The sequence below is a fragment of the Desulfogranum marinum genome, from assembly GCF_016918565.1.
Classification (GTDB): domain Bacteria; phylum Desulfobacterota; class Desulfobulbia; order Desulfobulbales; family Desulfobulbaceae; genus Desulfogranum; species Desulfogranum marinum.
The window spans coordinates 1-14,177 of the sequence record NZ_JAFFQD010000037.1 but is presented as its reverse complement, the minus strand read 5'-3'; the positions used below and the strand labels follow the sequence as shown (position 1 = coordinate 14,177).

12 protein-coding genes are annotated in these 14,177 nt (G+C 46.8%); 2 read left to right on the top strand and 10 right to left on the bottom strand.

Features of this window, described 5'->3' with window-relative positions; all coding sequences use genetic code 11:
- Positions 1-9: 9 nt before the first annotated feature.
- From trpD to JWH17_RS17730, 5 genes are all read right to left on the bottom strand, one after another.
- Complete coding sequence (trpD, locus tag JWH17_RS17750) at positions 10-1,038, bottom strand: anthranilate phosphoribosyltransferase (RefSeq protein WP_205224002.1); 1,029 nt, start codon at positions 1,036-1,038, stop codon at positions 10-12.
- A gap of 38 nt (positions 1,039-1,076) precedes the next feature.
- Entirely contained in the window at positions 1,077-1,691 is a 615-nt protein-coding gene (locus JWH17_RS17745; protein WP_205224001.1) for an anthranilate synthase component II, read from the bottom strand.
- Positions 1,692-1,693: 2 nt separating this feature from the next.
- Positions 1,694-3,181, bottom strand: coding sequence for an anthranilate synthase component I (gene trpE, locus JWH17_RS17740; protein WP_205224000.1), 1,488 nt, complete (start codon positions 3,179-3,181; stop codon positions 1,694-1,696).
- A gap of 190 nt (positions 3,182-3,371) precedes the next feature.
- Positions 3,372-3,644, bottom strand: a complete 273-nt coding sequence (gene rpsT, locus JWH17_RS17735; RefSeq protein WP_205223999.1) for a 30S ribosomal protein S20 — start codon at positions 3,642-3,644, stop codon at positions 3,372-3,374.
- A gap of 119 nt (positions 3,645-3,763) precedes the next feature.
- A complete protein-coding gene (locus JWH17_RS17730; RefSeq protein ID WP_205223998.1) occupies positions 3,764-5,461 on the bottom strand; it encodes a pentapeptide repeat-containing protein in 1,698 nt (565 codons plus the stop codon).
- Positions 5,462-5,965: 504 nt separating this feature from the next.
- On the opposite strand from JWH17_RS17730, the gene JWH17_RS17725 reads away from it, so the two are divergent.
- Positions 5,966-6,364: a hypothetical protein gene (locus JWH17_RS17725; protein WP_205223997.1), complete on the top strand. Its 399-nt coding sequence runs from the start codon at positions 5,966-5,968 to the stop codon at positions 6,362-6,364.
- 274 nt (positions 6,365-6,638) lie between these two features.
- Here JWH17_RS17725 and JWH17_RS17720 read toward each other — a convergent pair whose 3' ends face one another.
- The 5 genes from JWH17_RS17720 to JWH17_RS17700 form a co-directional block, all read right to left on the bottom strand.
- Positions 6,639-6,995, bottom strand: a complete 357-nt coding sequence (locus JWH17_RS17720; protein WP_205223996.1) for a MerR family transcriptional regulator — start codon at positions 6,993-6,995, stop codon at positions 6,639-6,641.
- Positions 6,996-7,067: 72 nt separating this feature from the next.
- Positions 7,068-8,255: an NrfD/PsrC family molybdoenzyme membrane anchor subunit gene (nrfD, locus tag JWH17_RS17715; RefSeq protein ID WP_205223995.1), complete on the bottom strand. Its 1,188-nt coding sequence runs from the start codon at positions 8,253-8,255 to the stop codon at positions 7,068-7,070.
- Between the two features lie 34 nt (positions 8,256-8,289).
- The gene (locus JWH17_RS17710; protein WP_205223994.1) at positions 8,290-8,523 is read right to left on the bottom strand and encodes a hypothetical protein; all 234 of its coding nucleotides are present in this window, start codon (positions 8,521-8,523) and stop codon (positions 8,290-8,292) included.
- 887 nt (positions 8,524-9,410) lie between these two features.
- Positions 9,411-10,115: a c(7)-type cytochrome triheme domain-containing protein gene (locus tag JWH17_RS17705; RefSeq protein WP_205223993.1), complete on the bottom strand. Its 705-nt coding sequence runs from the start codon at positions 10,113-10,115 to the stop codon at positions 9,411-9,413.
- Positions 10,116-10,135: 20 nt separating this feature from the next.
- Positions 10,136-10,891, bottom strand: a complete 756-nt coding sequence (locus JWH17_RS17700; protein ID WP_205223992.1) for a 4Fe-4S dicluster domain-containing protein — start codon at positions 10,889-10,891, stop codon at positions 10,136-10,138.
- Positions 10,892-11,408: 517 nt separating this feature from the next.
- On the opposite strand from JWH17_RS17700, the gene JWH17_RS17695 reads away from it, so the two are divergent.
- A complete protein-coding gene (locus tag JWH17_RS17695) occupies positions 11,409-13,823 on the top strand; it encodes a sigma 54-interacting transcriptional regulator (protein ID WP_205223991.1) in 2,415 nt (804 codons plus the stop codon).
- Positions 13,824-14,177 lie beyond the last annotated feature (354 nt).

Genomic DNA, 14,177 nt, shown 5'->3' with positions numbered 1-14,177 from the left:
CGAATAGTATTAATGGTCGCAAAAGGCAACCAGTTGATCGAGTTTTTTAAGGGCAGCGCCTGACAAAATGATATCTCTAGCTCTGTCAACGCCCTGCTGCATATTGTCCACTTGGCCTGCAGCCATAAGCGCTGCTCCAGCGTTGAGCAAAACCATATCGAGCTTTGGCCCGGCAGTGCCTTTGAGGACAGAACGAACCTGCTCTGCAGATTCTTCTGCAGTGCTGCCGCCTCGCACGGCATCCATTTCGGCCCTTTTGAGACCGAATTGTTCAGGGGTTACAGCCATTGTTGCAACACCCCCACCATGCCCGTCGGCAATATATGAAGTCCCGCTGATGGTCAATTCGTCTATATTGCCTTCGCCCCACACTACCAAGGTACGCTGCATCCCCAGTCGAACAAGTACTTCGGCAAGTATCGAGGTCAGTTCTTTGGCAAAAACACCGGTGAGCTGCACATTTGCCCCGGCAGGATTGGTAAGTGGTCCTAAAATATTAAAAATGGTCCGGATGCCTATCTCCCGGCGAGGGTTAATGGCATACTTCATTGCGCGATGGAGCATGGGAGCAAAAAGAAACCCGATGCCAACAGAACTCACACATCGGCCAACCGCTTCCGGGCTCATGGACAGATCGACGCCAAGGGCCTCAAGCACATCGGCACTGCCACAGCTTGACGACACCGCTCTGTTTCCATGCTTGGCAACAGGTATGCCTGCCGCAGCAACCACAAAGCTGGTGGTGGTGGAAACATTAAAACTCCCTGAACCGTCTCCGCCGGTTCCCACAATATCCATCAACAGATTGCCGGAGCTGGTATCCACGCCGGTATCAACAAAAGTTGCCTTATCGCGCATAACCTTGACAGCACCGACTATTTCGTCAATGGTTTCGCCTTTCATCCGCAGGGCGGTGATAAAGCTGCCAATCTGGGCCTCAGTTGCTTCTCCGCCCATAATTTCTTCCATAACCATGATCATCTCCTGTTCGGAGAGATCAATTTTATCAACAATTTTGCTGATAGCCTTTTTTATCATAGCTTGACCATTAGTTACTTTGTTGGAATGCGCCTAATCTACCTGAGTAATTGTTCATAGTCTGGACGTAAAAAGGTATGCAGTAGCTGCAACCCCTGCCCTCCAGTCATTATGGATTCGGGATGAAACTGTACCCCTTCGATGGCAAATTCTCTGTGCCGGATGCCCATGAGTTCTCCCTGATCGCTATGGGCGGTAGCCATAAGGCAATCAGGCAGGCTTTGCTCGTCAACAATCAGGGAATGATACCGCATGCCCTGAAAAGGATTTTCCAGCCCGGTAAATACTCCACGATTATCGTGATGCATAGGGCTTGTTTTGCCATGCATCAGCCGCTGGGCACGCACCACCTGTCCGCCAAATGCCTCTCCAATAGACTGGTGCCCAAGACAAACGCCAAGGATGGGTATCCTGCCGCAGAAGGCCTTGATAGCTTCCATGGAGATACCAGCTTGCTTAGGATTTTTAGGGCCGGGTGAGACCAGTAAGCGCTCGGGCTGCAGCGCTTTGATCTCGTCGACACTGATCTTATCGTTACGAAAGACTTTTATTTCCGGAGCCTGCCATGATACAGATGCATCCGGCGGAGCGGTCGTCAAGGTTTGAACGATATTATAGGTAAAAGAATCGTAGTTATCAATTATAACAATCACGGTTAAAATCCCTTTTCAGCCAGTTCTACTGCCCGACGCAGCCCCATGGACTTGTTAATGGTTTCCTCATGTTCCTTGACCGGGTCGGAATCAGCTACAATACCGGCACCTGCCTGAATCCATAGATTATCATCTCGAAAAACAAAGGTGCGAATGGTTATACAAAAATCCATATTGCCGGAAAAACCGAAATAACCGACAGCGCCCGCATAAGGACCTCTGCGCTCGGTTTCCAGCTCATCAATAATCTCCATTGCCCTTATCTTGGGTGCACCGCTCACCGTCCCGGCAGGAAAACAGGCTTTAAGCACATCAAACTGGTCTTTTCCTTGGGCAAGTTTGCCGTGCACACCGGAAACAATATGCATCACATGACTGTATCGCTCGACAACCAGCAAATCCTTGACCGACACAGACCCATATTCAGCCACTCGTCCGACATCATTACGGCCGAGATCAACCAGCATGAGGTGCTCGGCACACTCTTTGGGATCAGCAAGCAGTTCTCTTTCCAGCGCCAGGTCTTCCTCTTTGGTTGCCCCTCGCTTCCTGGTCCCTGCAATGGGTCGTAATTCTATATCATCATTTTCGAGACGAACAAGAATCTCCGGAGAAGATCCGATGAGCACCATATTGCCGGTTCGTAAATAAAAGAGGTAGGGACTGGGGTTGATATGGCGTAAGGCTCGATAGAGATTAAATGGATTCAGGCTGGACTGCGCATGAAATCGCTGTGACAAAACAACCTGAATAATGTCACCGGCAAGAATATATTCCTTGGCCTGCTCGACCATACCACCGAAAGTGACAGCATCCATGTTGGAGACAAACGTATGTGGCTCAACCGGCTGCTTCTGGTCAACCACATCAACCGGCACAGGATTTTTGATCTTTTTAATAATCTGATCGATTCGCCGACAACCATCCTGATACAACTCTTCTGCTGTTTTCCCGTTCCCCTTCCACAAGTTACACACAATGGTCAGGGTTTGCTGTACAGCATCATGGATAAGCACCATACCAGGTATCTGGAACGAACTGTCTGGGACGTTTGAGGGCGGGTGACAATCCGGGATGTCTTCCACAAATCGAACCATATCATACCCAAGAAAACCTACCGCGCCACCGTAAAACTTTGGAAGTCCTGGAGCATCAACCACGTCAAAAGAACCAATTAACTGCCGCAGTTCGTCAAGTGGGTTCACCCCTTTTTTAACGCTGTTTTTCTCAGCGCTATCCGGATAGATATAGCTCACTGAATCGCGAAGGCTTTCAAAGGTCACCAACGGATCCATGCCTATAAAAGAAAACCGTCCCCACTTTTCCCCTCCTTCCATCGACTCAAAAAGAAAGGCATGTTCATCTTTACCGGCTACTTTGGCAAAAATGGTCAAAGGAGTATCAAGGTCGGCAACAATGGTTTTATATACAGGTACAAGCCCGGCTTGCCCCATCAAGCGAACAAAATCTTTTTGCTCTGGAAAATACATGATACAGGTATCTCGTGATTTCTAAAAAAGGAAACAACAGTTCTTTATTGAGCAGGCAACTACCACCAATTATACAATGTATAACCGACGGTAAAGAACAGTGCATACAACAAAAAAAGCCATGGAAGCAAACTGCTTCCATGGCTTTAAATCATCTCAAAACTATGCAGAGGGTTTTACAGTTTCCACCTTATCCAAGTGGCTGCATTTTGTTTACTCGTCTAGTAAGACGAGAAACCTTTCTCGATGCATTGTTTTTGTGAATAGTACCTTTGGCCGCTGTTTTCTGGATTACCGGAATGGCAACCTGCAGAGCTTCCTTGGCTTGTTCTTCTGATCCGGCAACAAGAGCTTCCTCTACCTTGCGAATAGCAGTTTTCATTGTAGATTTGTTCATGCGGTTACGCAGACGACGAACTTTTGACTGACGGTCTCTCTTGAGGGCGGACTTATGATTGGCCATGAATTACTCCTAACTCTTTATAGTGTACATCTCAGATGAAATAATTAAATTTAAACCACGCTTTTTAACGAATCACGTGCTCTTTGTCAAGAATAATAGAGGGGATAATACGATTTGTCTCATTCTACCGTATTCTCATCTCCGAGCACCAGTCCCTTGGCTCCTGTGAAATCTGCAGAATCCATGAGTGTCTGATCAAAGCGTGCGCCGGTTAAGTTGGCGTTGGTAAAATCGGCACGGTAGATATCGGCTTCACTAAAATCGGCGTTTTGCAAATCAGCACCGCGAAAATTAGCTCCCTTTAAATTAGCTTCTTCAAAATCAGCCCCTTGTAAATTACACTCTTCAAAGTTGACCCGCTCAAGATCAATCTTTTTAAAATTTTCTCCGGCAAGGTCCATCCCTGACAAATCACAACCAACGCAGCGCTGGTTATCGAACAGTTTTTCAAGGATGAGTTCCTGCCTGGCAACGGCCTGCTCAGGCGTTTCAACAGTGTACATTGGCGATGTAATTGCTTCAGTCTGTTGCTGGGCATTATCTTCAATTTGGGCAATCATAGACGAAACATTCTGATCCGCCTCCACCTCTTCCTCCGGCTTTTGCGCGGTTACGACTTCCTTGACGGACACAGGTTCATCTTGCGGAAGAGCAGGAGGGGCGATTTCTGTTTTTTGAGCAGATGCTGTCGCGACCTCAGCCAATGATGCTTCCTTGGGTATGCTGCCGTCAAGCTCTCCGGAAGGCTTTACCGGCGGGGCACCCTCTGGCACTGCAACAGCTTGGAGTGTCCCTGCACCGGCTATCGACCCTGTCACGATATCCTCTCCAACTGCAGAGGGCTTATCTACCTGTATATCTCCCTCGCGGACATCTGCTTCCTCAATTTTGTCCGCAAAATCATTGACGGTTTGTGGGAGCGACGCATTATCGGCCTGGTCAGCGACACTCTCTTTTTCTACTTGGGCTACAGTTGTCGCCTCTAATGGCTTCACCGCCTGTTTTTCAATCACGTCTCTTTCGGCCACCGGCTCAATGACCGGTAACTCTTTTGGCGATTCCACTTTCTTGCTCTGCTCAGACAGTTCCTGTACAGGCGGAACACTTTCCACTGACTGAATTTCCGACTCTGAAACCACTGCCTCAGCCATAGGTACCATCTTTTTGGATGTGACCTTTGGCGTAACAGACGGTTCGGAACGTTGTATCGGTTGAGAAGAAGGAGTTGACGTGCTGGACGTCACAGTTTGTTCGCTAACCGCTGGATCCTCATTTTGAATAACAGGAGGAGGTGACTCTAAATCCTGCCTTTCTCCGACTGCCACATCATGAGTATAAGGCACCTGTTTAGACTGATCTTCTGTCGGCACATATACCTTTTCCCCTGAGCCTGAAAATGCTTCCTCCTCAACAGGCGGCCGAGTGATAAAGTCGCCGTTAATTTTTGCTGTCTCAAGAAAGGCACCTTCGAGAACAGCGCCAGTCAAATTGGCACCTCGAAGATCGGCATCGGCCAAATCAGCCCCGCCAAGAGATGCGCCCTGCAAATTCGCATTTTTCAAATTTGCACCGGACAGATCCGCGAGAAACAATTTAGCTCCGGCAAGATTGGCGCCCTCGAGATTTGCTCCATGCAGGTCCAAACGAATCATTGTTGCACCGGCGAGATCACAGCCTGGACAACTTTTTGTTTTGAGCAATTGTTGAAAATTCGCCTGGGCTTCCGGACGAGGAGAACCAAGGGGCGAGGCAGCACTTGACAGCACTACGCAGCAGCTAACCGCCAAGCAAGAAACAGACGTTAAAAAAAGTTTCATAAAGACGACCCATAAGGATATTTATAAAAAGCGAGTCTCCCCCTGCCCCGGTAATCGGCACAACCTTCAATCACCGCGGAAAAACCGGATACCACGCTAAAACAGTGACCAGCGAGTTCTTCTCTCGCTGTTTTCTTTTATTGCTAACAACATATAATGCAGCTTAGAGATCATTGCCACCCAACATTTACCAGCGTGGTATTGTTTTTACACCATTTGTAATACGCAAACAGTTCACCTTTACTCTTTTCAGTTTTAATCCGTCCAGCGTGCAGGGTAATTAAAAAAAGCACACTCACTGTGTATTCAAAACCTGGTAATGGTGGATATACGCTACTCCTATCCGCCCTCACACAGGGGGAGCTTTTACACGTCTATCAACTTGAGCGATGACGCAAAAAGCAGTTGACGCATAACGACCTATGCGGGTATATCGATTGCTGTTTATTCCTCTATACTCCGAGGCCGCAGTTCCTCCTATTCACACCATACACTTATTCAACAATGCGTCTGTCCAATATTTTTTTCCCTGAAGAATCGAGAGGTTTCCCCGGTAAACGCTGGGGTAATGTTATCTTCAGAAGCCTTCATCTCTGTGGCATGGCGGTCTATACAGGGGGGCTTTATTTTGACGTGGCAGCACCACTTTTGACTCCATGGTACATAGCAACCGCAGCAAGTGGACTGCTCATGATGGGCGCTGACATTTACAGTAACGGAAAATGGATTTTTCAAAATCGTGGTTTCCTGATCATAATCAAAATATTGATTCTAGGGATACTGCACCATTCAACTATTAATCCGATATGGCCGGTACTGTGGATTATCTTTGCCTCCGGTCTCATTTCCCATGGCACTGCTACATTTCGGTACTATTCTATTTTTCATAGACGCCAAATATGACGGCATTCCACCCTATGACCACAAAGTCATGGAGTTCTTCATGACACTTGGCACACTCGGTCTTCGCTACCCGGAGTCTTCGCGACCTACATACCTGAATTTTGCTTAGCCGTCTTTGAGTTCGTAACGGGCTGCTTCTGCCTGCCTATCAAACACAACTCATCTCCCCGCACCTGTATGCCGCCTGACGACTGATGAACAAAAAAAAAGCCCACCCTGAAGATAGACTTCAAAGCGGGCTAGCTGCACCGTTAAGGACGGTGATAGTTTTCATCTACTGCAAATTTTGTACTTTTTTGGACTTTTGTTTATCAATCTTTTTCGGAATAAGGCCGTTTGACATAAAAGCCGTGCACTGTTTCCGCTTTTCAAAAGGGCAATCAGTAATATTCCAGCAGGGTGTATATTGCAGCAATTTTTTCACAGCAGCAATAGACACACCATGCTCGTGGATCATTTCTCTCAGGCATTCTATCCACTTTATGTCATTCATTGTGTAGTAACGCCACTTACCCTTGCGCATCGGAGTTACCAGCCCCTCTTCCTCATATATCCTCAGTGTCCTAGGATGAACAGAAAGCATCTGAGCTGCAACGCCTATGGTGAAGATTGCCTTTTTCTCGTCAATCATCTCATGCCTCTTTTGATGATGCGGCCAGAGCCTTGAAGACTATGACCGCATTCTCTGATATTGCTTAAGAAATCAGTGACTGTCCTGCCCGGAAAATCGCTTACCGAAGAACCGTTCACCCTGGAGAAAAAGCATGCCGGTCAGACCAATACCAGCCATGGCTACAATCCATTCAGGACCGGAAGGAACGTAGTCAATATACAGAGGAGCGTTGCCATCAAATTCTGCAAGCTGCGGTACTATCTGCCCTGCAGTTACCATATTCAAGCGCCCAATAAACATTCCAACAAGGGCCATCAGACCGGATGCAGTCAGCGCCATCAGACTTTTCATTCTTGTTAAACTGAGCAAAAGGATCGGAGCAATCAGCCCAACACCAACTTCAAGCATCCAAAAATTAGTGGACAACGGCCCGGTATACAGGGCATCGGCAGCGGTTCTACCAGCTGAAGATCCACCAACATAAAAGGAGGCCATTTTCCAGAAGGTGGACACACTTACTAAAATCAGCATAAGCAGCAGCACTTTACCGGCAGCCTGTACACCTTCAAAAACACAGTCTTCCATCCGTTTATTCCGGATTGCATAAGCAAAATGTGTAAAGATAATGGCTGCAGCTGAACCTGAGAGGAACGCACAGGCAAGAAAATAAACAGGCAATTGTGCTCCATACCAGAAAGGACGGGCAGCGAGTGTCGCAAACACACCGCCAAGACAGGTATTGGCAGCAACTTCTGCAAGTCCCCCAAGAATTCCTAAGAATAAAGCTAACTTATACTGCTTATTAAGAATGAGCCAGAACTCAAGAAGGATAAACCCCAAAGCCATACCATAAAGAGTACCCATCCACCAAATATTAGAGGTTATATTGGGAGAGATAACATTATAAATCACCATCCGCCAAGGGTTGGCTATTTCCATGCCAATCACAACGAAGGCGCTCACAATGGTAACGAGCGAAATCCAGACCATCCTGTTTGCCAATGGCGCCAACTTATTACCGCCAAAAACATGGCTGATTGCTGCCAACAGGCAGAGCCCGGTAGAAGTAATTGCAAAAAAGGCATATGTGGATATAAGCAAGCCCCATGGCACTTCGCGACTTACATTATAGACATGTTCGTGACCGACAAAAAATCCATATAGTCCGGTTAGCACGCCAACAAAAAGCAAAAGAGCGAAAGCTCCGGACAAATAATTTACTGACGGACTCGCCACTTCGGGTTCTGCAGTGGCTGCAAAAGGGAAACTGTTTACCATTGTGTACCTCCTCATCTTTTTGTACAATTTTTTTCTATAACCGAGCCGGTTCAACCATTTTCTGCCGATGTTCTTCACTGGCCAGGGACTTCAATCCGATCAAGGCAACTATCGCGGAAAAAGGTCCTAGAGCAAGAAAAAGCAGAAAAGAAAGGCTAAACCAAAACCATTCACCAATTTGGCCCTTATGGGCTTTGAGCCAAGTGATCAAAAAATGACCGCCATCATTATTGATCTCTTTCATCGGGCTTTGCTGGAGAGTATTCATCGTCTTCCTCTTTCTCGTTGTTCGCAGGTGGTTGCGAATCTTTACCCTTACTATCGCAAGGGCTGTGCCAAAACCACACTTCTGCTGCACAGAGGACCAAAAAAAATACTAACTCCCTGTAAAAAGGTAACTATAAAGTCATACAAATGAAAACTTATACACTTTCCAGGCAGTCACAATTTATAGATATATTACTTTCATGGCGCACAACGAGCCCCTTAAGACAATGCCCATAGCTCAAAATAAACCCTAGCACCCCTCTTAGCTCTAAAACCGACCAATAAGCAGTTAACTATCTAAAAAAAGAACAAAAAAAAGATAGCTATTCATAAAACCACTAACTTGCTCACAGCCGAACCAGTGGTGAACACCGGCACACGACAATCTTAAAAAAAACGATATTACAAAATGTTAAAAGCTACTGCGCATCAAAAGAGCGCATTATACGCCCAAAAAACAAATTCTCTCACCAACAACACGTTACCTCACAGCCGTTTTTTTCTTTACAGAGGACAAATAGGTCCTAAGCAAAAAACTGAGGGTTACCACGGTAACACTTGACAAAACCACGCCACGTTAAAGCATAACCACTTGATTAATCTGTAACATTTCTAGAAAAAGGGGCTAATTTACAGCAAGGAAGGAACAACAGGGAGGGTGAAAAAAGGGTACCGGAACGGCACCAGCACGTTTAAAGAAGGAAAAAACAGAAGAAATGAAAAATTTCGAAAAGGATCTACCGTTGTTTTACTATTTACAACTTATAGGATAACGATAGCGGTAAATTAAAATATATTTTGCACTTACAGAAAAAGCTATACCGGAAGCATTATGCTTCCGGTATAGCTTTTTCAAATCCGACATATACGCATAACTGCAGCGCCTTATCAATGCTCCTCGGCAGCTGCTTTTCCTTCGCCGCCATGGATCCGCTCAAAGCCCTGCACCCCGATATGACAGGTGGTACAGAGTGTATCCGAGGCAAAGGCATCGTCCCCATTGTGACAGGCACCGCAATATTTTCCATCGTACAGAGCAGCCATGGTAAACTCCTCAGGCTTTTCTTCAGCGGCGCCGACTCTCATCTCAAAAAGTTCATCATGACAACTTGCGCAGTCAAAGCCCATTTCCGTATGTTCCGTATGGTTGAAAATAACCGCTTTTACCGGTTTAACAAAAACTATTGTTTCCGGTTCTACCATATCGCTTCCATGGCACGAAATACAGTTACCTTCTTCCACAGTGTCAAATGCCGTATCACCATCATGGCATGCGCCACAATACATCCCTTCTTCCATAGAGGGATGATTGTAATCACCACTAGCCTTTGCTGCACCGCGCTTTCTTTCAAAAAGATCAGGATGACAGGTATCGCAAGAAAACTCATATTCTATGACATGGGACTTGTGACTAAACATCCCTCCAACTGGTTCTTTTTTCAAGATCAGTGTGTCGCCGTATGCATGAAGCACCTTATCTTCAGCAGGTTGCTTTTCCGGTTCGGCCGTGGCTTGCGCAGCCCTGTCCAACACAAACCCACCAGCCACTATCGCTACCCCCAGAACTGCTGCCAACTTTAATGCCATCTTCATCGTATCCCTCCTTTTATGGGTTAGGCGTTCATATAAAATACATTCGGCAAAGCACCGGTTTCAGGCCGGAGCACCCAGACAACTGTTCCAGGCTTATGCACCAGGCTATACACTTCGCTGGCGGGATCGCTCAAATCCCCGAATACCCTGACCCCAGCCGGACAGGCTTCCACACAGGCAGTATCTTTCAACCCTTTTGAGAGGCGGGTATCATAACAAAAATTACATTTATCCACAGCCCGTGTTTCCTCGTTAAAATAACGGGCATTGTATGGACAAGCCGCCATACATGTTTTACAGCCAATACATTTCTTTTCATCCATCATGATAATGCCGGTTGTTTTGTCCTTGTAGGTCGCCACAGTGGGGCAAACCCGCACACAGGGCGGACGATTACACTGGTTACAAAGAACCGGTGTAAATATGCGCTCTTGACTGGACGGCCCTGTCTTTCGATAGCGTTCGAGAATAGTGGTCCTGTATCCATAGGAAGGGACATGATTTGTACGCACACAGGCTTCCATACAAAGCTGACAGTCAACACAAAGATTCTGACGCATGACCATACTGTAATGAGGGCTATATGGATATTTAGCGACCGTCTCCTGCCCTCCAATAGCTCCCAGTACTTTTTCCGCCGAGGTTAGCGACAGCACAGTGCCACCCATAAAAAGCCCGGTAACCGCTAAACCGGCACGGAGAAAAGTTCTACGCTCCAATGAAGGCAGCCTCTCCACCCCTTCATTTTCCATTTTTTCAAGTTCATCGACATTCATTACACGCCCCCAATAAAAATATGAGAAAAGACGTTAAGCCACTGTAGGCTAACTCATTTATAATTTGACCCTTTCTTCCAACCCGGCGAGGTATCACGATGCTCGCTTTCCTCATTACGAGTAAAATTTTACACTCGGAATATTAACTACATGCCTATGATAAAATTACCCATGTGCCTTTACCTTGACGAAAGAACCGCATTTCAAGATACACTATACTACAATGTGTAACGCTTAAAAAAGTATATTTAAGTCTAAACCTCCGCAAAAAGCAGAGAAATAAAACGGCCAATATACCTAAAAACACGAAAAAGGCAAGAGATCTCATAGCGAACAAGGTGGTAGTCCTACCCTGTAAAAGCTTCAACGCTTTCCGCACCCGGAGATGCAATCCCATTGACCGCAAAAAGAAAGATGAATATTATTGAAGGACTTTGCAGCAGCGCACAATTTGCAAGCAAGCCACTCACAACCATTCAGCACTCCCAGAACGTCGCACGCGAGGCACATAAAAAATATGTCGCAATCACTTGAAAACCTACATTCCCCTTTAGCTGTTTTTATTCTCGACAAACAGCGCCGGGTGATCAGTGCCAACAAGGACGCCGAACAGCTCACCAGCAAAAAAATAGCTGAAATGCAGGGGAAAAACCTCGATGAACTATTTCCACAACACAAAGAGACATCCTCACTGGACAACCTGATACAACAGACAGAAAACGGGCACCCCATTTCAAAACATTCGATACTGCTTGCCGGCACCGAACTTGGCGCACCGGCACAAACGGTTCTTACCTCTATCATACCACTGCACGGTGCAACCAATAAGCCGGGCAACACCCTGCTCACCTTGGACATCACCAATCAGTCCGTTCATCATCAGCTCCTTCTCAACTCGGTCGAAGAAGGCGTGTTAACCGTCAACAAACAACTTGAAATTACGACATTCAACAGCAGCGCAGAAAAGCTCACAGGCTGGAGCCGTGAAGAAGTCATCGGTAAAAAATGTAACCAGGTCTTTCCGCCGGAAATCTGCGGCAACAGCTGTCTGATTCAACGATCAATTACAGAAGAGCGCCCCATAGCAGTACACACGGTTTCCATGCCCAGAAAAGACGGCAAGTCCTTTCCACTTTCACTTAAATCCTCCCCGCTGTTTGACCAAAACGGGTTGGTCATTGGCGGAGTACAGACCTTCCACGACTGCACAGACGAGCTATACAGCGACTTGATCCTGTCTTCGGTTGCCGATGGAGTCTTTACCATCGATAAAAACCGCCTCATCACGTCCTTCAATGCTGCAGCGGAAGGAATTACAGGATGGACCAGAGAAGAGGTAATCGGCAAACCCTGCCATACCATCTTTCACTCCAGTGTTTGCGGTTCAGCCTGCCTGCTGCAGAAGGCGATTGACCTCAATAACTCTTTTATAGACCGGTCCATTTTCATCAAAGGCAAAGCAGGTAACTCTATCCCGGTTACCATCAGCTCCTCTCCTCTTCTTGATGATTTTGGTAATATTATAGGTGGAATTGAAACGTTCCGCGACAACACCTCGTCCATAAGGGAAAGCCTCATCCTTGATTCTGTCGCAGACGGGGTCTTTACAGTTGACCGGAACTGGAAAATCACCTCATTTAATAGCGCAGCCGAGGAGATCACCGGCTGGGATAAAGAAGATGCCATGGGGAAATCCTGCTCCGACATATTCCACTCATCCATATGTGGAAAAAACTGTGCCATTGCGGAGAGCCTCTACACAGGCAAGGCCGCCTCTAACCGCTCCATTACCATCCTTAACAAAGCTGGAGAAAAAATCCCGATAAGCATTAGCGCTGCCCCCCTCACTGACCATGAAGGCAACATTATCGGTGGAGTTGAAACATTTCGCGACCTGACCACCATCACTGCCCTGAGAAATCAGCTCAAACAGAAATATACCTTTGACGAAATTATCTCCAAATCCAAGGCGATGCAACGGCTTTTCAACATCATGCCGGACATCGCCCGCAGCCCAAGCACCGTGCTCATCCTGGGAGAAAGTGGGACAGGCAAAGAACTTATAGCCAGAGCCCTGTTCAATGCAAGCTCACGAAGAGAAAAACCTTTTATCGTTGTAAACTGTGGAGCACTGCCGGAAACACTGCTTGAATCAGAACTGTTCGGATATAAAGCCGGGGCCTTCACCGACGCGCGCAAAGATAAGGCGGGAAGATTTGCAGCAGCTGAGGGCGGCACTCTTTTTCTGGACGAAATAGGAGATATCCCAACAAGCGTCCAGGTAAAATTGCTTAGAGTGCTCCAAGAAAAGATATACGAACCCCTTGGTTCTAATACTCCGGTCAAGGCCGACGTACGAATCATCACCGCAACCAATCGCGACTTACAGAGCCTGGTGAGAGAGGGGCTCTTTCGTGACGACCTTTTTTACCGACTCAACGTAGTCAAGATCAATTTACCGCCACTACGCGATCGCAAGGAAGATATCCCCTTACTCATTGATCATTTTATCAGAAAATACAGCGCAGAGCAGGGCAAGGATATAGTTGGCATGTCCAGCGGCGCCTTATCCATCCTTATGCGCTACGATTACCCCGGCAACATCCGAGAGCTTGAAAACATTGTTGAATATTCGTTCATCCTCTGCGAGGGTGGCTATATACAATCACATCACCTGCCGGAGCCGTTTTCTACCGCGCCGGAGGCACAAACAACAGGGAAAGCAAGCAATAGCAACGCACAATCACTGGAGGAAATCGAAAAGCAAGCGATCATTATCGCTTTAGACCGAAACAAATGGCGCAAAATGCGCACTTGTGATGAGCTCAAAATATCCAAGGATACCCTGCGAAGAAAAATAAAAAAATACGGGCTCATCAACCCCGTTGACGACAAGCTCAAAAAGCAGAAAAAAGCGCTAGATTCATTTTAGGCAAAACCATACCTCGTCCAAACCATCAAACCAGAGCCTTAACAAGGCCTGATTATATAACACTCAGCCAATTATCACCCCCGAACTATTAGAGGGGGGGGAGAGATTTAAACTGCTGCCTGCCAAGGCCATAAAAAAATGGCTATACTGTGATCAACCCAGTATAGCCATTTGCCCTTCACATCTTTACTTCCAATACCCTCTACCTTCATTCAATCGTAGATAGCTGCGTATTCCACTGAATCCGGCCACCCATTCCAGTCGAAACCGGCCAGTCAGTCCACGTGATTCCGGCCACCTATTCCAGTGAAACTGGCCAGGTGGTCGGAGCGAAGCGACGCTGTTATTTTTTCA